This is a genomic window from Streptomyces iranensis, assembly GCF_017874715.1.
GTDB lineage: Bacteria > Actinomycetota > Actinomycetes > Streptomycetales > Streptomycetaceae > Streptomyces > Streptomyces iranensis.
In genome coordinates this window covers 1-20,462 of record NZ_JAGGLR010000016.1, presented here as the reverse complement: position 1 = coordinate 20,462, position 20,462 = coordinate 1, and the positions used below count along the sequence as shown (strand labels likewise).

Annotated in this window: 16 protein-coding genes; 12 read left to right on the top strand and 4 right to left on the bottom strand. The window is 69.4% G+C overall.

Annotated elements, in window-relative coordinates; translation table 11 throughout:
• Positions 1 to 5: 5 nt before the first annotated feature.
• The 4 genes from metH (at position 6) to J2Z30_RS27615 (ending at position 7,955) form a co-directional block, all read left to right on the top strand.
• A complete protein-coding gene (gene metH, locus J2Z30_RS27630; RefSeq protein ID WP_044577850.1) occupies positions 6 to 3,509 on the top strand; it encodes a methionine synthase in 3,504 nt (1,167 codons plus the stop codon).
• A gap of 159 nt (positions 3,510 to 3,668) precedes the next feature.
• On the top strand, positions 3,669 to 4,370 hold the full coding sequence (locus J2Z30_RS27625; RefSeq protein ID WP_044577853.1) for an HAD family hydrolase: 702 nt from the start codon (positions 3,669 to 3,671) through the stop codon (positions 4,368 to 4,370).
• A gap of 338 nt (positions 4,371 to 4,708) precedes the next feature.
• A complete protein-coding gene (locus tag J2Z30_RS27620) occupies positions 4,709 to 6,307 on the top strand; it encodes an ABC transporter substrate-binding protein (protein ID WP_078956993.1) in 1,599 nt (532 codons plus the stop codon).
• A 52-nt stretch (positions 6,308 to 6,359) separates the two neighbouring features.
• Positions 6,360 to 7,955: an ABC transporter substrate-binding protein gene (locus J2Z30_RS27615; protein WP_044577854.1), complete on the top strand. Its 1,596-nt coding sequence runs from the start codon at positions 6,360 to 6,362 to the stop codon at positions 7,953 to 7,955.
• 52 nt (positions 7,956 to 8,007) lie between these two features.
• Here the strand turns inward: J2Z30_RS27615 and J2Z30_RS27610 are convergent, their stop codons facing one another.
• Positions 8,008 to 8,679, bottom strand: a complete 672-nt coding sequence (locus tag J2Z30_RS27610) for a response regulator (RefSeq protein ID WP_009719179.1) — start codon at positions 8,677 to 8,679, stop codon at positions 8,008 to 8,010.
• Positions 8,680 to 8,760: 81 nt separating this feature from the next.
• Positions 8,761 to 9,693, bottom strand: a complete 933-nt coding sequence (locus J2Z30_RS27605; protein ID WP_078956994.1) for a RecB family exonuclease — start codon at positions 9,691 to 9,693, stop codon at positions 8,761 to 8,763.
• 84 nt (positions 9,694 to 9,777) lie between these two features.
• Here J2Z30_RS27605 and J2Z30_RS27600 point away from each other — a divergent pair, with 84 nt between their 5' ends.
• The 3 genes from J2Z30_RS27600 to J2Z30_RS27590 all read left to right on the top strand — a co-directional run bounded on the left by J2Z30_RS27600 (position 9,778) and on the right by J2Z30_RS27590 (position 12,845).
• Complete coding sequence (locus J2Z30_RS27600) at positions 9,778 to 11,028, top strand: site-2 protease family protein (RefSeq protein ID WP_044577858.1); 1,251 nt, start codon at positions 9,778 to 9,780, stop codon at positions 11,026 to 11,028.
• Positions 11,029 to 11,078: 50 nt separating this feature from the next.
• On the top strand, positions 11,079 to 12,083 hold the full coding sequence (locus J2Z30_RS27595; RefSeq protein WP_044577859.1) for a tRNA (adenine-N1)-methyltransferase: 1,005 nt from the start codon (positions 11,079 to 11,081) through the stop codon (positions 12,081 to 12,083).
• Between the two features lie 174 nt (positions 12,084 to 12,257).
• Entirely contained in the window at positions 12,258 to 12,845 is a 588-nt protein-coding gene (locus J2Z30_RS27590) for a hypothetical protein (protein ID WP_372453315.1), read from the top strand.
• 18 nt (positions 12,846 to 12,863) lie between these two features.
• On the opposite strand, the gene J2Z30_RS27585 is transcribed toward J2Z30_RS27590, so the two are convergent.
• Positions 12,864 to 13,154 carry a ferredoxin gene (locus J2Z30_RS27585; RefSeq protein WP_044577864.1) on the bottom strand — a complete coding sequence of 97 codons (291 nt, stop codon included), beginning with the start codon at positions 13,152 to 13,154 and terminating at the stop codon, positions 12,864 to 12,866.
• A 257-nt stretch (positions 13,155 to 13,411) separates the two neighbouring features.
• Between J2Z30_RS27585 and arc the strand changes: the two genes are divergently transcribed.
• From arc to prcA, 5 genes are all read left to right on the top strand, one after another.
• Positions 13,412 to 15,178: a proteasome ATPase gene (gene arc, locus J2Z30_RS27580; RefSeq protein WP_044582154.1), complete on the top strand. Its 1,767-nt coding sequence runs from the start codon at positions 13,412 to 13,414 to the stop codon at positions 15,176 to 15,178.
• Between the two features lie 258 nt (positions 15,179 to 15,436).
• Positions 15,437 to 16,948, top strand: a complete 1,512-nt coding sequence (gene dop / locus J2Z30_RS27575; protein WP_078956995.1) for a depupylase/deamidase Dop — start codon at positions 15,437 to 15,439, stop codon at positions 16,946 to 16,948.
• Between the two features lie 135 nt (positions 16,949 to 17,083).
• The gene (locus J2Z30_RS27570) at positions 17,084 to 17,302 is read left to right on the top strand and encodes a ubiquitin-like protein Pup (RefSeq protein ID WP_020872584.1); all 219 of its coding nucleotides are present in this window, start codon (positions 17,084 to 17,086) and stop codon (positions 17,300 to 17,302) included.
• A gap of 109 nt (positions 17,303 to 17,411) precedes the next feature.
• Positions 17,412 to 18,257 carry a proteasome subunit beta gene (gene prcB / locus J2Z30_RS27565; RefSeq protein ID WP_044577867.1) on the top strand — a complete coding sequence of 282 codons (846 nt, stop codon included), beginning with the start codon at positions 17,412 to 17,414 and terminating at the stop codon, positions 18,255 to 18,257.
• Positions 18,258 to 18,311: 54 nt separating this feature from the next.
• Entirely contained in the window at positions 18,312 to 19,079 is a 768-nt protein-coding gene (prcA, locus tag J2Z30_RS27560) for a proteasome subunit alpha (RefSeq protein ID WP_078956996.1), read from the top strand.
• Positions 19,080 to 19,169: 90 nt separating this feature from the next.
• Here the strand turns inward: prcA and J2Z30_RS27555 are convergent, their stop codons facing one another.
• The gene (locus tag J2Z30_RS27555; RefSeq protein WP_044577872.1) at positions 19,170 to 20,150 is read right to left on the bottom strand and encodes a LacI family DNA-binding transcriptional regulator; all 981 of its coding nucleotides are present in this window, start codon (positions 20,148 to 20,150) and stop codon (positions 19,170 to 19,172) included.
• Positions 20,151 to 20,462 lie beyond the last annotated feature (312 nt).

Below are 20,462 nucleotides of genomic sequence, written 5' to 3'. Positions count from 1 at the left end.
CATCCATGGCCTCTCATACGCCATCGCCCACATCCGCCGCCCGAGCCGACGCGTTCCGCGAAGCGCTGGCCACCCGCGTGGTGGTCGCCGACGGCGCGATGGGGACGATGCTCCAGGCGCAGGAGCCGAGTCTCGACGACTTCCAGCAGCTCGAGGGCTGCAACGAGATCCTCAACATCACCCGCCCGGACATCGTCCGCTCGGTCCACGAGGCGTACTACGCCGTCGGCGTGGACTGCGTCGAGACCAACACCTTCGGCGCCAACCACGCGGCGCTCGGTGAGTACGACATCCCCCACCGCGTCCACGAGCTCTCCGAGGCCGGCGCCCGGATCGCCCGTGAGGTCGCCGACGAGTTCGGCGCCGACGGGCGCCAGCGCTGGGTGCTGGGCTCCATGGGTCCGGGCACCAAGCTGCCCACTCTCGGCCACGCCCCGTACGCCACCCTCCGCGACGCCTACCAGGCCAACGCCGAAGGCATGATCGCCGGCGGTGCGGACGCCCTCCTGGTGGAGACCACCCAGGACCTGCTGCAGACCAAGGCCTCGATCATCGGCGCCCGCCGCGCCCTCGACGCCACCGGTGCCAACCTCCCGGTGATCTGCTCGGTCACCGTCGAGACCACCGGCACCATGCTGCTCGGCTCCGAGATCGGCGCGGCGCTCACCGCCCTCGAACCGCTCGGCATCGACATGATCGGCCTCAACTGCGCCACCGGCCCCGCCGAGATGAGCGAGCACCTGCGCCATCTCGCCCGCCACTCCCGGATCCCGCTGTCCTGCATGCCCAACGCCGGCCTCCCGGTGCTGGGCAAGGACGGCGCCCACTACCCCCTCACCCCCGGCGAGCTGGCCGACGCCCAGGAGACCTTCGTCAGCGAGTACGGGCTCTCCCTGGTCGGCGGCTGCTGCGGCACCACGCCCGAGCATCTGCGCCAGGTCGTCGAGCGGGTCGGCGAGCTGGCCCCCACCGAGCGCACCCCGCGCCCCGAGCCCGGCGCCGCCTCGCTCTACCAGAGCGTGCCGTTCCGCCAGGACACCTCGTACCTGGCCATCGGCGAGCGCACCAACGCCAACGGCTCCAAGAAGTTCCGCGACGCCATGCTGGAGGCCCGCTGGGACGACTGCGTGGAGATCGCCCGCGAGCAGATCCGCGAGGGCGCCCATCTGCTCGACCTGTGCGTGGACTACGTGGGCCGGGACGGCGTCGCGGACATGGAGGAGCTGGCCGGGCGGTTCGCCACCGCCTCCACCCTTCCCATCGTCCTGGACTCCACCGAGGTCGACGTCATCCGGGCCGGGCTGGAGAAGCTCGGCGGACGCGCGGTCATCAACTCCGTCAACTACGAGGACGGGGACGGGCCCGAGTCGCGGTTCGCCAAGGTCACCCGGCTGGCCCAGGAGCACGGCGCCGCCCTCATCGCGCTGACCATCGACGAGGAGGGCCAGGCCCGCACGCCGGAGAAGAAGGTCGAGATCGCCGAGCGGCTGATCGCCGACCTGACCGGCAACTGGGGCATCCACGAGTCGGACATCCTCATCGACACCCTGACCTTCACCATCTGCACCGGTCAGGAGGAGTCCCGTAAGGACGGCATCGCCACCATCGAGGCGATCCGCGAGCTCAAGCGCCGCCACCCGGACGTCCAGACCACGCTGGGCCTGTCCAACATCTCCTTCGGCCTCAACCCGGCCGCACGCATCGTGCTCAACTCCGTCTTCCTCGACGAGTGCGTCAAGGCGGGCCTGGACTCGGCGATCGTGCACGCCTCCAAGATCCTTCCGATCGCGCGGTTCGAGGAGGAGCAGGTCCGGACGGCCCTGGACCTGATCTACGACCGCCGCGCCGAGGGCTACGACCCGCTCCAGAAGCTGATGGGGCTCTTCGAGGGCGCCACCGCCAAGTCCCTCAAGGCGGGCAAGGCCGAGGAACTGGCCGCGCTGCCCCTGGAAGAGCGCCTCAAGCACCGCATCATCGACGGCGAGCGCAACGGCCTGGAGGCCGACCTCGACGAGGCCCTCCAGGAGCGCCCCGCCCTCGACATCGTCAACGAGACGCTGCTGGAGGGCATGAAGGTGGTCGGCGAGCTGTTCGGCTCCGGCCAGATGCAGCTGCCGTTCGTCCTCCAGTCCGCCGAGGTCATGAAGACCGCGGTCGCCCATCTGGAGCCGCACATGGAGAAGTCGGACGACGAGGGCAAGGGCACCATCGTGCTCGCCACCGTCCGCGGCGACGTCCATGACATCGGTAAGAACCTCGTGGACATCATCCTGTCCAACAACGGCTACAACGTGGTCAACCTCGGCATCAAGCAGCCGGTCTCCGCGATCCTGGAAGCCGCCCAGGAACACCGCGCCGACGTCATCGGCATGTCCGGCCTCCTGGTCAAGTCCACCGTGATCATGAAGGAGAACCTGGAGGAGCTGAACCAGCGCAAGCTGGCCGCCGACTACCCCGTCATCCTCGGCGGCGCCGCCCTCACCCGCGCCTACGTCGAACAGGACCTCCACGAGATCTACGAGGGCGAGGTGCGCTACGCCCGCGACGCCTTCGAGGGGCTGCGGCTCATGGACGCCCTGATCGCCGTCAAGCGCGGTGTGCCCGGCGCCACCCTGCCCGAGCTCAAGCAGCGCCGGGTGCCCAAGCGGGACGTGTCCGTGACCGAGCCGGAGCCGGAGGGCCCGTCCCGGTCCGATGTGGCCACCGACAACCCGGTGCCCACCCCGCCCTTCTGGGGCACCCGCGTGGTCAAGGGCATCCAGCAGGCCGACTACGCCTCCTGGCTGGACGAGGGCGCGCTGTTCAAGGGCCAGTGGGGCCTCAAGGAGGCCCGTACCGGCGACGGGCCGAGCTACCAGGAGCTGGTGGAGTCCGAGGGCCGTCCGCGGCTGCGCGGCTGGCTCGACAAGCTGCACACCGAGAACCTGCTGGAGGCGGCCGTCGTCTACGGCTTCTTCCCGTGTGTCTCCAAGGGCGACGACCTGGTCCTGCTGAACGAGGACGGCAGCGAGCGGACCCGCTTCACCTTCCCGCGCCAGCGCCGCGGACGCAGGCTGTGCCTCGCTGACTTCTTCCGCCCGGAGGACTCCGGCGAGACCGACGTGGTCGGCCTTCAGGTGGTCACCGTCGGCTCGAAGATCGGCGAGGCCACCGCCGAGCTGTTCGCCGCCGACTCCTACCGCGACTACCTGGAGCTGCACGGGCTGTCCGTCCAGCTCGCCGAGGCGCTCGCCGAGTACTGGCACGCCCGGGTCCGCGCCGAGCTGGGCTTCGCCGGGGAGGACCCCGGTGACATCGAGGACATGTTCGCGCTGAAGTACCGCGGCGCGCGCTTCTCGCTGGGCTACGGGGCCTGCCCCGACCTGGAGGACCGCGCGAAGATCGCCGATCTGCTGGGGCCGGAGCGGATCGGGGTGAAGCTCTCCGAGGAGTTCCAGCTCCACCCCGAGCAGTCCACGGACGCCATCGTGATCCACCACCCGGAGGCGAAGTACTTCAACGCGCGGTAGACGCGCGGTAGCCCCCCGGCGGCCTTCTGTGACCGCCTTGGGTGCTCACCGGGCGCGCCGGCGCGGCGCGACGTAGACTGGTCGATCCGGTAGAGGCCGGTCGCCTTCCCGTCAGCGGAAGGGGGCCGGCCTTCTTGCCCCTTATCCGGAGGTGTTTGGATGACCAGCAGCATCGCCGCCGTCGACACCCGTACGGCCGAAGGCTCGGCCCTGCAAGCCGTTCTGCTCGACATGGACGGCACCCTGGTCGACACCGAGGGCATCTGGTGGGACGCGGAGGTCTCCATCTTCGCCGAGCTCGGGCACGCCCTCGCCGAGGAGTACCGCCAGGTCGTGGTGGGCGGTCCGATGTCGCGCAGCGCCCAGTTCCTGATCGAGGCCACCGGCGCCGAGATCGCCCTCGCCGAGCTCACCGGCCTGCTCAACAGCCGCTTCACCGAGCTGATCGACGGCAGCGTGCCGATGCTGCCCGGCGCCCACCGGCTGCTCACCGAGCTGGCCGCGCACTCCGTCCCCACCGCCCTGGTCTCCGCCTCCCACCGGCGGGTGATGGACCGGGTGCTGCGCTCGCTCGGCCCGGAGCACTTCGCCCTGACGGTCGCGGGCGACGAGGTCGAGCGGACCAAGCCGCATCCGGACCCCTATCTGTTCGCCGCGGCCGGGCTGGCCGCCGAGCCGGGGCGGTGCGTGGTCATCGAGGACACCGACACGGGCGTACGGGCCGCGGAGGCGGCCGGGTGCCGGGTGGTCGCGGTGCCGTCCGTGGTGCCGATCGAGCCCGTGGCGGGGCGTACGGTCATCGGCTCACTCGAAGAAGTCGATCTCGATTTCCTGCGCACTCTGGTCACGGCGGTGCACTGATCGCGCACCGAGCGTATTCCTGTAAATTGCAAACTGAATAGCGCGGGCAGACTTTTCACGTTCCGTTGGCGACAACGGAACGTGATGTTTATCACTGCATATGCCGTAGACGGATGCGCTGGTTGGCTGTCGCGCGTCCCGTCTGGTGCGATTTGGGTGAGCCCTTGTGTCCGGATTGGTGGCATGGCGTACGAATCGCGGCCACGTCCGGATATCGGTCGGTGGTCGCTCGTTATCGGGGCGTGATATCGCCTCAACTTCGTTGTGTCTGAGTATCACTGGCGCCGCGGACTAATCTCGTCGCGAGTAGTTGATCGATGGCAGGGAGACTCCCGACAATGACGCGCAAGTCGCTGGTGCTGCCGGCTGTGGCCGGCCTCCTGATCTCCACGCTCGCCGCGTGCGGTGGTACCGACGGCTCGGGCTCGGACGGCAAGACGCTCGTCCTGGGCAGCACGGACCGGATAGAGGCGTCGAAGGCGGCGCCCGCGCCGCTGGATCCCGCCCTGGCCTACGACTTCGCGTCCTGGAGCGTGCTGCACAACGCCTTCCAGACGCTGATGCGGCTGCCCCGGTCGGGAACCGAGCCGATACCCGACGCGGCCGAGAAATGCGGCTTCCAGGACAGACAGAGCGAGCAGTACCGCTGCACACTGCGCGACGGGCTGAAGTTCTCCAACGGCCACGACCTCACCTCGAAGGACGTCAAGTTCTCCATCGAGCGGGTGCTGCGCATCGACGACCCCAACGGCACCAAGTCCTTGCTGTCCAACGTGGACAAGATCGAAACTCCCAGCGACCGCGAGATCGTCATCCATCTCTCGCAGCCGGACGCGACCTTCCCGTCGAAGCTCACCACCCCGGCCGCCGCGATCCTGGACAGCGAGGTCTACAAGCCCGACGCGCTGCGCAACGGCTTCGAGATGACGGGCTCGGGCCCGTACAGCGCCAGGACCGAGGTGCGCGACAACCGGCTGACGAAGGTCGTCTTCAGCAAGAACTCCCACTACAAGGGCGACGTCGAGCCGAAGGCCAACAAGGTGGAGATGCGGTTCTACGACTCCGCGTCGACCATGGAGCAGGCGCTGGTCAAGGGCGACATCGACGTGGTCCACCGCGGCTTCTCGCCCGAGCAGATCGACAAGCTCAACAAGGGCGAGGTCAAGGGCGTCCGCCTCTTCGAGTCCTCCGGCCAGGGCATCCGCTATCTGGTCTTCAACACCTCCGACCCGGTGGTGAAGAACAAGGCGGTCCGGCAGGCGATCGCCCATCTCGTGGACCGCCAGGCGCTGGTGCGCGATGTGTACAAGCGGACCGCCGAGCCCCTCTACTCGATGATCCCCACCAGCATCTCCTCGCACATCAACTCGTTCCACAACGAGTACGGCGACCCGGATCCCAAGGAAGCCCGGCGTGTGCTGAACGAGGCCGGTATCAGCACCCCGGTGAAGCTGACGCTGACCTACACCACCGACCACTACGGCCCGGAGACGGCCGGGGAGTTCAAGGAGCTGCGCAAGCAGCTCAACGACAGCGGACTGTTCTCCGTCAAGATCAAGGGCTACCCGTGGCGGGACTTCCGGCCCGCGCTCATCAAGCGCCAGTTCTCCGCCTCCGGGATGGGCTGGCTCCCCGACTTCCCGGACCCCGACAGCTACACCGCGCCCTTCCTCACCAAGGACAACTTCCTCAACTCGCCCTACAGCAACAAAACCATCCAGGACGAGCTGATCCCCAAGACCCGGCAGGAGGCCCAGCGCAGCCTCGCCGACAAGGACTACCAGTCCATCCAGAACGCCGTCGCCGGCGATGTGCCCTACCTTCCGCTGTGGCAGGGCAACACATACGTGGTCGCCCGCGGGAACGTGACGGGCGCCGAGTACGCCTTCGACTCCTCGACCATGCTCCAGCTGTGGGAGCTCGGTAAGGGCGGCTGAGAACGACTTACGGGGGCCGGATACGAAGACGTCGAGTGTGTGAGGAATACCGTTGAGGAAACGTGATCAGTGGCTGGCAGCTCCCCTCGGGGCGGGACTGGCCGCCGCCCTGCTCACCGGCTGCGGCAGCGAGGACGGAGACGCGGCGGGCACCGGCGAGCACGTGGCCATGGGGATGTCGGACGAGGTGCTCGCCACCGACCCGGCGTCCGGCTACGACCCCGGCTCCTGGCTGCTGTTCAACAACGTCTTCCAGTCGCTGCTGAGCTTCCCGAAGGGCAGCACCACACCGCAGCCGGAGGCGGCGGAGAAGTGCTCCTTCAAGGACGACACCAGCCGGGTCTACTCCTGCACCCTGAAGGACGGCCTGGCCTTCTCCAACGGCCATCCGCTCACCTCCGAGGACGTCAAGTACTCCTTCGAGCGCACCAAGCGGATCAATGACCCCAACGGCCCGGCGCTGATGCTCACCTCCATCGGGAGCATCGACGCCCCGGACAAGCGGACCGTCGTCTTCCATCTGAAGGACTCCGACGCGACCTTCCCGCAGAAGATCGCCTCCGGCGCCGGGTCCATCGTGGACCACGAGGAGTACCCGGCGGACAAGCTGCGCACGGACCACAAGGCGGTCGGCTCCGGCGTCTACAAGCTGGACTCCTTCACCAAGGACGAGGCGGAGTTCTCCGTCAACGGCGGCTACCAGGGGCCCGCCAAGCCGAAGAACTCCGGGCTGACCCTGAAGTTCTTCCACGGCGCGCAGGCGCGGCTGAAGTCCGCCGTGCAGAAGGGCGATGTGGACCTCGCCTACCGCGGCCTGGCCATGCGCGACCTCGCCGACCTCCAGGCGCAGAGCCTCGGCGGCGGCAAGAGCCTGAACGTGGTCGAGGGCACCGGCGCCGAGGTCCAGCACCTGGTCTTCAACATGAAGGACCCGGTGGCGGGCAAGCTCGGGGTGCGCAAGGCCATGGCGTACCTCATCGACCGCTCCACCCTGGTGCGGGACGTCTACAAGCGCACCGCCGAACCGCTGTACTCGGTGGTCCCGGCCGGTATCACCGGCCACAACACCGCCTTCTACGACAAGTACGGCGACCGTCCGCAGCCCGAGAAGGCCAAGCAGGCGCTGCGGGACGAGGGGATCACCGGCAAGGTCAAGCTGACCCTGTGGGGCACCCCGATCCGCTACGGCCCCGGCACCGTCCCGGGCCTGCGCCGGATCGCCGAGCAGCTCAACGCCAGCGGGCTGTTCGACGTCGATGTGAAGAGCGCGGACGTCGCCGCGTACGAGAAGGGCGTCGCCGGCGGGAAGTACGGGGTCTATGTGAAGGGCTGGGTGCCCGACTACCCGGACCCGGACAACTTCGTCGCCCCGTTCTTCGGCGCCGGCAATGTCCTGGCCAACCACTACACCTCGCCGCGGCTGACCGCGAAGCTGATCCCCGCCACCGCCGAGCAGCCCAGCCGCGAGGCCACGGTCGGCGACTTCCAGCGGATCCAGGACATCATCGCCGACGAGGTGCCGATGCTCCCGCTGTGGCAGGGCAAGCAGTACGCGGTGGCCCAGGACGACATCACCGGGCTGCAGTGGACCCTCGACTCCTCGACGGTCTTCCGCTTCTGGGAGATCGGCAAGTCGTCCGACAGCTGACGGGTGCTGCCGGCCGATCGTCCGGCAGCACCCCGAGCCGCCCCGGTGACGCCTACTGCGCGCCGGGGCGGACCAGCCCGCTCTCGTAGGCGTAGACGGCGGCCTGCACCCGGTCGCGCAGCCCCAGCTTGGTCAGCACATGGCCCACATGCGTCTTGACCGTGGTCTCGCTGACGAACAGATCGGCGGCGATCTCCGCGTTGGACAGCCCCCGGGCCACCAGCTTCAGCACCTCGACCTCGCGCTCGGTCAGCGTGTGCAGGGTGTCCGGCACCGGCTCCTCGCCCGACGGCAGATGCCCGGCGTACTTGTCCAGCAGCCTGCGGGTGATGCTGGGCGCCAGCATCGCCTCGCCCGCCGCCACCACGCGGATGGCCTGCACCAGCTCGGTGGCGGGCGCGTCCTTCAGCAGGAAGCCGCTGGCCCCGGCGCGCAGCGCCTCCACCACGTACTCGTCCAGGTCGAAGGTGGTCAGCACCAGCACCTTGGCCGGGCCGTCCCGCCCCGGGCCGGTGATCTGACGGGTCGCCTCCACGCCGTCCATCCGCGGCATCCGGATGTCCATCAGGACCACATCGGGCTGCAGCGCCCGCACCTGATCCAGGGCCTGCAGACCGTCCCCGGCCTCACCGACGACCGCCAGATCCTGCTCCGCCTCCAGAATCATCCGGAAGCCGGTGCGCAGCAGCGGTTGATCATCGACCAGTAGGACGCGGATCGCCACGGGAACTCCCTCTCCTAGACCGCGTCCATTCTGCCCGCCCGTCACCCACCCCCACCCTCAGGGGGGCGCTACGCGGCTGCCTCAATTCTGCCCCGGAAGGACCGCCAGCGGATACGGCGGCGGCGTACCCCCGAATTCCGGACAGTGTGCCTGGTGGTCGCACCAGCCGCAGAGCCTGGTCTGCCGGGGCACGAAGGCACCGGTCTCCGTGGCCAGCCGGATCGCCTCCCACAGGGCCAGCACCTTGCGCTCCACGGCCCGCAGATCCCGCTCCTCCGGGTCGTACGTCAGCACATCGCCGCTGCCCAGGTAGACCAGCTGGAGCCGCCGCGGGATCACCCCGCGCAGCCGCCACAGCACCAGGGCGTAGAACTTCATCTGGAACAGGGCCTCGCCCGCGTACTGCGGCGCGGGGGCCTTGCCCGTCTTGTAGTCCACGATCCGGACATCACCGGTGGGGGCGATGTCGATCCGGTCGATGATTCCACGGAGCGTCAGCCCGGACTCGAGCTCCGTCTCCACGAACAGCTCGCGCTCCGCGGGCTCCAGACGGGTCGGATCCTCCAGCGAGAACCACTGCTCCACCAGCGTCTGGGCCCCCGTCAGCCACTCGGCCAGCCGGTCCGGCGCCGGAGCGCCGTCCTCCTCCTGGAACAGCTCGGCCAGCTCCGGCTTGGCCGCCAGCAGCCGCTCCCACTCGTCCGGCACCATCGACCGGGCCCGCGGGGCGGTGCGGTCGGCGGCCGGGGCGTCGAAGAGCCGCTCCAGCACCGCGTGGACCACCGTGCCGCGGGTGGCCGCCGAGCTGGGCTTCTCCGGCAGTTTGTCGATCACTCGGAAGCGGTACAGCAGCGGGCACCGCATGAAATCGGCTGCCCGTGAGGGTGACAACGAGGCGGCGCGGCCGGACTTCGGTGACCCGCCGGAGGGTTCGGCCTTCCCGGTGGTGGTTCCCGTGGTGGTTCCCATGGCGAAGACCCTACGACCCGCCACCGACAGCCGGACGCATACCATCGACGTTCGAGCCCCCGGCACTGCATGATCGTGGGGACCGTATCAAAAAGAAGGGTGCGACCGAGCATCCGACGAGGGGACACCGTGGACAACAGCGGGCAGCGGCAGTCCGACAACGGGGAATCGGACCGCGCGACCGGGCCCGAGGGCGGCAAGCAGCCGCGCTCACGCGACGTGGGCGGCGGCATTCTCATGGGCCGGCCCTTCGGCGTGCCCGTGTACGTCTCGCCCAGCTGGTTCCTGGTCGCCGCCCTCATCACCTGGGTCTTCGGCGGCCAGCTCGACCGGGTGCTGCCCGAGCTCGGCGCCGCCCGCTATCTGGTCTCGCTCTTCTTCGCGGTGGCCTTCTACGCCTCGGTGCTGGTGCACGAGCTCGCCCACACCGTGGCCGCGCTCCGCTTCAAGCTGCCGGTGCGCCGCATCCAGCTGCAGTTCTTCGGCGGGGTCTCGGAGATCGAGAAGGAGACCGAGACCCCCGGCCGGGAGTTCGTGCTCGCCTTCGTCGGCCCGCTGCTCTCCCTGGTCCTGGCGGGCGTGTTCTACCTCGGCATGATGGTCGTGGAGCCCGGCACGGTGCCCGGGGTGCTGCTCGCCGGGCTGATGATCTCCAACCTGATCGTGGCCGCGTTCAACCTGCTGCCCGGCCTGCCGCTGGACGGCGGGCGGATGCTGCGGGCCGTCGTCTGGAAGATCAGCGGCAGGCCCATGACCGGCACCGTCGCCGCCGCCTGGAGCGGCCGCGCGCTCGCCGTCGCGGTGCTCGTCGGGCTGCCGCTGCTCACCCAGGCGGGCGGGCTCGGCGAAGAGCCCAAGAGCTTCGGCAGCGTCGACTCGCTCACCGACGCGCTGCTGGCCGCCATACTCGCCGCGATCATCTGGACCGGCGCGGGCAACAGCCTGCGGATGGCCCGGCTGCGGGAGCGGCTGCCGGACCTGCGCGCCCGTACGCTCACCCGGCGCGCCGTCCCCGTGGCGGCCGACACCCCGCTCTCCGAGGCGCTGCGCCGGGCGAACGAGGCGGGGGCCCGCGCCCTGGTCGTGGTGGACGGCCACGGCGCCCCGACCGCCGTGGTGCGCGAGGCGGCCATCGTGGGGATCCCGGAGCACCGCCGCCCCTGGGTCGCGGTGAGCGGTCTCGCCCAGGACCTCAAGGACGGTATGCGGGTCTCCGCCGAGCTCACCGGCGAGGAACTGCTGGACACCCTGCGTGCCACCCCGGCCACCGAGTATCTGGTGGTCGAGGAGACCGGCGAGATCTACGGGGTGCTCTCCACGGCCGATGTCGAGCGCGCCTTCGTGGCGGCGATGGCCAGGACGCCCTCGGGCCGCTCCTGAGACCCCCGGGCGTGGTCCGGGCACGGCCAAGTGGCCGGTAGGCTGTTCACATGTCCGAACCGACCGGTGCCGCCCGCCGTCGCGGGCCCTTTCAGGTCGGGGACCAGGTCCAGCTCACCGACCCCAAGGGACGCCACTACACCTTCACGCTCGAGTCCGGGAAGAACTTCCACACCCACAAGGGATCCTTCCCCCATGACGAGCTGATCGGCGCCCCCGAGGGAACCGTCGTGCGCACCACGGGAAACGTCGCGTATCTCGCGCTGCGCCCCCTGCTCCCCGACTATGTCCTGTCCATGCCACGCGGTGCCGCCGTGGTCTACCCCAAGGACGCGGGGCAGATCCTGGCGATGGCCGACATCTTCCCCGGCGCACGTGTCGTCGAGGCGGGCGTCGGCTCCGGCTCGCTCTCCACCTTCCTGCTGCGGGCCATCGGCGACCAGGGCATGCTGCACTCCTACGAGCGCCGGGCCGACTTCGCCGAGATCGCCGCCCAGAACGTCGAGCGCTACTTCGGCGCCCCGCACCCCGCCTGGCGGCTCACCGTCGGCGACCTCCAGGACAACCTCAGCGACACCGACGTGGACCGCGTGATCCTGGACATGCTCGCCCCCTGGGAGTGCCTGGAGCCGGTGTCCAAGGCGCTCGTCCCCGGCGGCATCCTGTGCGCGTACGTGGCCACCACCACCCAGCTCGCCCGCACCGTGGAGGCCATCCGCGAACACGGCACCTTCAACGAGCCGTCGGCCTGGGAGACCATGGTGCGCACCTGGCACGTGGAGGGCCTGGCGGTACGGCCCGACCACCGCATGATCGGCCACACCGGCTTCCTGCTCACCGCCCGTCGGCTCGCGGACGGTGTGGAGCCCCCGATGCGCCGCCGCAGGCCCGCCAAGGGCGCCTATGGCGAGGACTACGTGGGCTGGGGCACCGCCAAGGACACCGGTGCTGCCAAGGACACCGGTACCACCACCAAGGACATAGGTGCCACGGACGCCTCAGGAGGCGACAGGCGCCCCTCCGGAGGCCAGGACACCCCCTCCGGCGACGCTTGACGGCGTCCGGGATCCGTCCGGCGGCCATCTGAGGCCCGTCCGCCGGAGCCCGGCGCCACAACGGCTCGGCGCGGCCACCGAATTCCTCGTGTGAGGGCGGTGGCCGCGCCCCTGTGAGATGTGGCACCATGCGGGTCATCTCCCGCCTCAGCCCCTCACATGGAGTCATCCCGCGTGCAGCCTCTGGGCCCGGATCTCGCGCACACCCAACCCCGTCCGGTGCACTGGGTGGCGACCGCGGCCGCCGTGGCCGCCGTCATCGCCGGAGGGTCGTTCTTCCAGCCCTCCGACGCCAAGGCCACCACGTCCACCACCGCCTCCGCGCCGGGCACCGGGAGGCTTCCGGCAGCCAAGGCCCCCGACCCCCGCACCGCGGACTATCCGATGAACTGCGGCCGGGCCCGGCCCGACGTCGTCGACCGGGGCTCGGCGGACCTGGACGGGGACGGGCGGCCGGAGACGGTGGCCGTGGTGCGCTGCCCGACCGCTTTCGGTACCCCGCCCAGCGGCGTCTATGTGCTCTCCCAGCCGACCGGCCGCGCGGGCGCCGCGCCCCGCGTGGTGGCCACCTTCGTGGATCCGAAGGAAGGGATGAGCATCGGCGATTTCGCGGTCCGCGGAAAGAGGGTTTCGGCCACGTTGCTGGGATACTCGTCGGCCAAGGTCCCGCGGTGCTGTCCGGATCAGCAGCGCAAGGTCAACTGGCGGTGGCGGGACGGAAAGTTCGTACTGAAGGCGCTGCCGGTCCCGGGGAGTGTGTGAGCGGTTACTCGCGGAGTGTCACTCCGCGTCGGGTCCGTACACCTCGACCCGGTCCGTGACGCGGCGTACATGGATGCAGTCGCCGGGGCACTCCTTGGCGGAATCCCTTACCTCGGTCAGCAGGGCCAGGGGGACCGGGGTGACCGCGCCCTTCGCCTGTAGCAGCTCATCGTCGGCGCTCTTGACGTAGGCTAGACCGTCGATGTCGAGTTCGAAGACCTCGGGAGCGTACTGGGCGCAGATGCCGTCCCCGGTGCACAGATCCTGGTCGATCCAGACCTCAAGACCGCCGAGCTCCTCGTTCCGCACGGTGTGCCGCCTCCTGTTCCTTCGATACGCGATTCAACATTGTCTAAATATCGCCAACGCTGACGGGTGTTGACCGTGTCGACGATACAACCGCTCGCTTTCCGATGTTGCTGGGTGGGTATTCACCTGGCGTGAGGGAGTGCGCAAGGGTGAAGATCGGACACACGCCGACCGGGTTTGTGATCTAGGGGTTTCAACCCGCACCGGCCCAGGTAGGGTCAGGAAGCGTCCAGCTCCCCTTGGAGGAGGTGAGGACCGTGGCAGCCCACGACGACGACATCAACCGCGGCATCCGGCCGGGGCGGGGGTCTGACGACCCTGCCGGCCAGGTTGCCTATCTCGAGCAGGAAATCGCCGTCCTGCGCCGCAAGCTCGCCGACTCTCCGCGTCATACGAGGATTCTCGAAGAGCGGATCGTCGAGCTGCAGACCAATCTGGCGGGAGTCTCCGCACAGAACGAGCGGCTCGCGAACACACTCCGTGAGGCCCGCGACCAGATCGTGGCCCTCAAGGAGGAGGTCGACCGGCTCGCACAGCCGCCGGCCGGTTTCGGAGCCTTTCTGCAGGCGAACGAGGACGGCACGGCGGACATCTTCACCGGGGGCCGTAAACTCCGGGTGAATGTCAGCCCAAGCGTCGAGCTCGACGACCTCAAGCGCGGCCAGGAGGTCATGCTCAACGAGGCGCTCAATGTGGTCGAGGCCATGGAGTTCGAGCGCGCCGGGGACATCGTCACCCTCAAGGAAGTCCTTGAGGACGGCGAGCGCGCCCTGGTGATCGGGCACACCGACGAGGAGCGGGTGGTGCGGCTGGCGGAGCCGCTGCTGAGCACCACCATCCGGCCCGGTGACGCCCTGCTGCTCGAGCCCCGGTCCGGCTATGTCTACGAGGTGGTACCGAAGAGCGAGGTCGAGGAGCTCGTCCTCGAAGAGGTGCCGGACATCGACTACAACAAGATCGGCGGTCTGGGAAACCAGATCGAGCTGATCCGCGACGCGGTCGAGCTCCCGTATCTCTACCCCGACCTCTTCAAGGAGCACGAACTGCGGCCGCCCAAGGGTGTGCTGCTGTACGGCCCGCCCGGCTGCGGTAAGACGCTGATCGCCAAGGCCGTGGCCAACTCCCTTGCCAAGAAGGTCGCCGAGGTGACCGGCAAGCCCGCGGGGAAGAGCTTCTTCCTCAACATCAAGGGCCCCGAGCTGCTCAACAAGTACGTCGGCGAGACGGAGCGGCACATCCGGCTGGTCTTCCAGCGGGCCCGGGAGAAGGCCAGCGAGGGCACGCCCGTCATCGTCTTCTTCGACGAGATGGACTCCCTCTTCCGCACCCGTGGCTCCGGGGTCAGCTCGGACGTGGAGAACACCATCGTCCCCCAGCTGCTCTCCGAGATCGACGGTGTGGAGGGCCTGGAGAACGTGATCGTCATCGGTGCCTCCAACCGTGAGGACATGATCGACCCCGCGATCCTGCGCCCCGGCCGCCTCGATGTGAAGATCAAGATCGAGCGTCCGGACGCCGAGGCCGCCAAGGACATCTTCTCGAAGTACCTGACGGAGTCCCTGCCCATCCACACTGACGACCTCACCGAGCACGGCCAGTCGCCCAAGGCCGCGATCGGCGGGATGATCCAGTCGGTGGTCGAGCAGATGTACACCGAGTCCGAGGAGAACCGCTTCCTGGAGGTCACCTACGCCAATGGCGACAAGGAAGTCCTCTACTTCAAGGACTTCAACTCCGGCGCCATGATCCAGAACATTGTGGACCGCGCCAAGAAGATGGCGATCAAGGACTTCCTGGACCACAACCAGAAGGGCCTTCGCGTCTCCCATCTGCTCGCCGCCTGCGTGGACGAGTTCAAGGAGAACGAGGACCTGCCCAACACCACGAACCCGGACGACTGGGCCCGGATCTCCGGTAAGAAGGGCGAGCGGATCGTGTACATCCGCACCCTGGTCACCGGAAAGCAGGGCGCGGACACCGGACGCTCCATCGACACGGTGGCGAACACCGGTCAGTACCTGTAACACCGCGGTCCGGCTGCGGATGTCCTGGAGGGGCATCCGCAGCCGGATGCGCTTTTCCGACCGCATTCTTCGTATGAGTCCTACGAGCCCGACCGGAGCAATGACTGTAATGATCTCCGCAGCACCGCTTGGCCGTTCTAGGCTCTTCGGTACCGCAGTATCGCGGCACGGGGGATCGGGGGCCGCAGATGGACCGGGAGCGCAGCGGTACTTGAGCGCCGACCCCAGCCGGGGGCGGCGCCGGGCAAGGAGGGCCGCATGACCGTACGGCGCGTAATGGGAATCGAGACGGAGTACGGGATCTCCGTCCCGGGGCACCCGAACGCCAATGCCATGCTCACCTCATCCCAGGTCGTCAACGCCTACGCGGCGGCGATGCACCGGGCGCGCCGCGCCCGCTGGGACTTCGAGGAGGAGAACCCGCTGCGGGACGCCCGCGGATTCGACCTCGCACGCGAGTCCGCCGACGCCAGCCAGCTCACGGACGAGGACATCGGCCTGGCCAATGTGATCCTCACCAATGGCGCTCGGCTCTATGTGGATCACGCCCACCCCGAGTACTCCGCCCCCGAGGTCACCAACCCCCGGGACGCGGTGCTCTGGGACAAGGCCGGCGAGCGCATCATGGCCGAGGCCGCGCTGCGCGCCGCCGAGCTGCCCGGCGGCCAGCCCATCCACCTCTACAAGAACAACACCGACAACAAGGGCGCCTCCTACGGCACGCATGAGAACTACCTGATGAAGCGGGAAACCGCCTTCTCGGACATCGTGCGCCACCTGACGCCCTTCTTCGTCTCCCGCCAGGTCGTCACCGGCGCGGGCCGCGTCGGCGTCGGCCAGGACGGCCATGAGCACGGTTTCCAGATCAGCCAGCGGGCGGACTACTTCGAGGTCGAGGTCGGCCTGGAGACCACGCTCAAGCGCCCGATCATCAACACCCGCGACGAGCCGCACGCCGACGCCGAGAAGTACCGCCGGCTCCACGTGATCATCGGCGACGCCAACCTCTCCGAGCTGTCGACGTACCTCAAGCTGGGCACCACCGCCCTGGTGCTGTCGATGATCGAGGACGGCTTTATCGCCGTGGACCTCGCGGTGGACCAGCCGGTGCGCACCCTGCACCAGGTCTCGCACGACCCGACGCTGCGCCGTCTCGTCACGCTGCGCAGCGGCCGTACGCTCACCGCGGTGCAGCTTCAGATGGAGTACTTCGAGCTGGCCCGCAAATACGTCGAGGACCGCTACGGCGCGGACGCCGACGAGCAGACCCGGGACGTCCTGGCCCGCTGGGAGGACGTGCTGAACCGGCTGGAGCGCGATCCCATGAGCCTGTCCGGCGAGCTGGACTGGATCGCCAAGCGGGAGCTGCTCGAGGGCTACCGCCGCCGCGACGCCCTGGAGTGGGACGCGGCCCGGCTCCATCTGGTGGACCTCCAGTACGCCGACGTGCGCCCGGACAAGGGCCTGTACAACCGGCTGGTGGCCCGCGGCAAGATGAAGCGGCTGCTGGACGACCAGGACATCGCACGCGCCCAGAACAAGCCCCCGGAGGACACCCGCGCCTACTTCCGCGGCCGCTGCCTGGAGCAGTACGCGGACGACGTGGCCGCGGCCTCCTGGGACTCGGTGATCTTCGACCTGCCGGGTCGTGACTCTCTGCAACGGGTTCCCACCCTGGAGCCGCTGCGCGGCACCCGCAACCACGTCAAGGAGTTGCTGGACCGCTGCCGCACGGCCGAGGACCTGGTCCGGGTGCTGTCCGGAGGCTGAAATGCCCTTGGGCCGGGAATCATCGAGGTGGCCTCCGTACGTTGTAGCGAGTGGGAGGCCGATGTCGGACCCTGCTTGTAGGGTCTGATCTTGAGACCGATCGAATCAGCGGGCGAACCGAGCGGGGTGAGGGAAATGGCGACCAAGGACACCGGCGGCGGTCAGCAGAAGGCGTCGCGCTCGACCGAAGAGGTCGAGGAGCAGACGCAGGACGCACAGGCCGCGGACGACCTCAAGGAGCGGCAGGAGAAGCTCTCGGACGACGTCGACTCCGTGCTGGACGAAATCGACGACGTGCTCGAGGAGAACGCGGAGGACTTCGTGAGGTCTTTCGTCCAGAAGGGCGGGCAGTAAGGCGCGTCTTCTCCGTCCTGCGTCCCCGCGGAGGGGACGCAGGACGGATGACTTCCATGGCCAGGGGTATGGTCCGTGCATCATTTCAAGATCTGGTGGAAGGAAACGTGTGGAAGCCAACACTCGTAGCACAGGGCGTCTGCCGGCTGCCTTCCTGACGCCCGGCTCCTCGTCGTTCATGGACTTCCTGGGCGACCACTCGCCCGAGCTGCTTCCGGGGAACCGTCCACTGCCCCCGGTGCAGGGCGCCATCGAGGCCCCCCACGGCACCACCATCGTGGCGGTGACCTTCTCTGGCGGCGTGGTGCTCGCCGGTGACCGCCGCGCCACCATGGGCAATGTCATCGCACAGCGTGACATCGAGAAGGTCTTCCCCGCCGATGAGTTCTCGGCGGTCGGGATCGCGGGGACCGCCGGTATCGCGGTGGAGATGGTCAAGCTCTTCCAGCTGGAGCTGGAGCACTTCGAGAAGGTCGAGGGCACCGTGCTCTCGCTCGAGGGCAAGGCGAACAGGCTGTCGACCATGATCCGCGGCAACCTCGGCATGGCGATGCAGGGCCTTGCCGTGGTCCCGCTCTTCGCGGGGTGGGACGTCGACCGGGAGAAGGGCCGTATCTTCTCCTACGACGTGACCGGGGGGCGTTCGGAGGAGCGCGGCTTCGCCGCCACCGGCTCGGGCTCGATGTTCGCCCGGGGCGCGCTCAAGAAGCTCTATCGCGAGGATTCGACCGAGGAGCAGGCGGCCACGGCCGTGCTCCAAGCGCTCTATGACGCCGCCGACGACGATTCGGCCACCGGAGGGCCGGATCTCGCCCGCCGCATTTATCCGATCATCACCTCCCTCACCGAGGACGGTTTCAAGCGGTTCAGCGAGGACGAGGTGTCCGAACTCGCCCGCGCCATCCATGAACGGCGCCTCGAGGAGCCGGACGGCCCCCGCGCCGCCCTGCTCTGATCAGGACGGTCCTACCGGAATGCATTCGCCAATGACAGAAGGGACGGACAGCCGGTGACGACGCCGTTCTATGTTTCTCCTCAGCAGGCCATGGCCGACCGCGCGGAATACGCCCGTAAGGGCATCGCGCGCGGCCGCAGCGTGGTCGTGCTGCAGTACGCCGACGGCATCGTCTTCGTTGCGGAGAACCCGTCCCGCGCGCTGCACAAGGTCAGCGAGATCTATGACCGGATCGCCTTCGCCGCGGTCGGTAAGTACAACGAATTCGAGAATCTGCGCATCGGCGGAGTCCGTTACGCCGATCTGCGTGGCTATACCTATGACCGCGAGGATGTCACGGCCCGCGGGCTGGCGAACGTCTACGCCCAGACCCTGGGCACGATCTTCTCCAGCGCCGCCGAGAAGCCGTACGAGGTCGAGCTGATCGTCGCCGAGGTCGGGGAGGGCCCCGAGGACGACCAGATCTACCGGCTTCCGCACGACGGTTCCATCGTGGACGAGCACGGCTCGGTCGCCGTCGGTGGCAACGCCGACCAGATCAGCAGCTACCTCGACCAGCGCCACCGGGACGGCATGACCCTGGCCGAGGCCCTCAAGCTGGCCGTCGACTCGCTCTCCCGTGACAACAACGGCGGGGAGCGCAGCCTCACCGCCGAGCAGCTCGAGGTCGCGGTCCTGGACCGCACCCGCCCCCAGAAGCGCAAGTTCAAGCGGGTCCTGGGCGGCCAGCTCTCCCGGCTCCTGGAGCCCGGAGAGGGCGGGGCCGACGCGGAGGCGTCGGCCGAGTCCTCGGAGGAGTCCTCCTCGGAGTCCGAGGACTGACCCACCCACCGCCGTTTCGTCCCACCGCCACCGCCACCGCCGCCCCGGCCCACCGGGGCGGCGGTGGGCGTTATGGGGCCCGGCCCCGGGTCAGGGCCGTGGGGGAGGGGCCGTGGAGCCCCGGGGGAGCAGGTCGACGGGGAGCACGGTGTCCTGGGGCGTCTCGCCGTCCAGGAGCGTCATCAGGGCCCGCATACCCGCCGCGCCCACCGCCTCCGCCGAGAGCCGGACCGTGGTCAGCTCCGGCTCCACCGCCGTGGCCAGGGCCAGATCGTCGAAGCCGGTCACCGAGATGTCGTCCGGGATCCGCAGCCCCAGCCGCCGGGCCGCCTTGCAGGCACCCGCGGCCAGGATGTCGTCGTCGCAGACCAGCGCGGTCGGCCGGGGCCCGGGGCGGGCCAGGACCCGCTCGGCGGCCCGGCGGCCCTCCTCGACGCTCAGCCCCGCCGGTTCGGCGCTCAGCGCTGCGCCCGTGACCCCGTCCACCGCCGCCGCCAGGGCCCGCGCGCGGACCCGGAAGGTCCAGGAGTCCACCGCCGCCGCCAGATGGGCCACCCGGCGGTGGCCGAGCCCCAGCAGATGCTCGGCCACCTGCCGCGCCCCGTCCGCGATGTCCAGGTTGACCGTGGCCGCCGCGGCCGCGTCGTCCGGATCGCTGTCGAGCATCACCAGCGGCAGCCCGCCGCCGCGCACCGCGACCAGGGCGTCGGCCGCCATGGAGGAGGCGATCACCCCGTCGAGCGAGGCGCGCGCCGAGTCGAACGGGTCCCTGGCCGGGCCCACGCCCTCGGGGGACGGATAGAGCACCACGCCGAAGCCGTGGTCGGCGGCGACCCGCTCGGCGCCGGTGTAGACGCGGGCGAAGAACTCGGTCGTGAGGGCGGGCACGACCAGCAGCACGGTCCTGGTGCGGCCCAGGCGGAGGCTGCGGGCCGCGAGGTTGGGGCGGTAGCCCAGATCCCGCGCGGCGGCGCGCACGGTCTCCACGGTGCGCTCGGAGACCCGTCCGGGCCACTTCTCCCCGAGTACCAGGGAGACGGTCGCCTGGGACACGCCCGCCGCGCGCGCCACATCCCGACTCGTCGCCCGCCCCGCCGCCGCCCGCCCCGCGCCCGCCCCGCCACGGCCCGCTGTCGTTCCGCCGCCTGGAGTCGTTTCGTCGCGGCCCGCGGTCGTCCCGCCGCCTGGAGCTGTTCCGCCGCTCGGAGTCGTCTCGCTGCGGCTCGCTGTCGTCCCGCCGTCTGGAGTCGTCTCGCCGCGGCCTGCGGCCGTCCCGCCGCCCGGAGCTGTTTCGTCGTGGCCTGCTGTCGTTCCGCTGCCTGGAGGCGTTTCGTCGTGGCCTGCTGTCGTTCCGCTGCCTGGAGGCGTTTCGTCGTGGCCTGC

What these genes read in the sequence shown, in the direction of transcription:
- J2Z30_RS27620 (WP_078956993.1), top strand. Translation starts at nt 4,709, where the DNA reads ATGACGCGCAAGTCGCTGGTGCTGCCGGCTGTGGCCGGCCTCCTGATC.
- J2Z30_RS27570 (WP_020872584.1), top strand. Translation starts at nt 17,084, where the DNA reads ATGGCGACCAAGGACACCGGCGGCGGTCAGCAGAAGGCGTCGCGCTCG.
- metH (WP_044577850.1), top strand. Translation starts at nt 6, where the DNA reads ATGGCCTCTCATACGCCATCGCCCACATCCGCCGCCCGAGCCGACGCG.
- J2Z30_RS27625 (WP_044577853.1), top strand. Translation starts at nt 3,669, where the DNA reads ATGACCAGCAGCATCGCCGCCGTCGACACCCGTACGGCCGAAGGCTCG.
- dop (WP_078956995.1), top strand. Translation starts at nt 15,437, where the DNA reads ATGACCGTACGGCGCGTAATGGGAATCGAGACGGAGTACGGGATCTCC.
- J2Z30_RS27595 (WP_044577859.1), top strand. Translation starts at nt 11,079, where the DNA reads ATGTCCGAACCGACCGGTGCCGCCCGCCGTCGCGGGCCCTTTCAGGTC.
- J2Z30_RS27605 (WP_078956994.1), bottom strand. Translation starts at nt 9,693, where the DNA reads ATGGTATGCGTCCGGCTGTCGGTGGCGGGTCGTAGGGTCTTCGCCATG.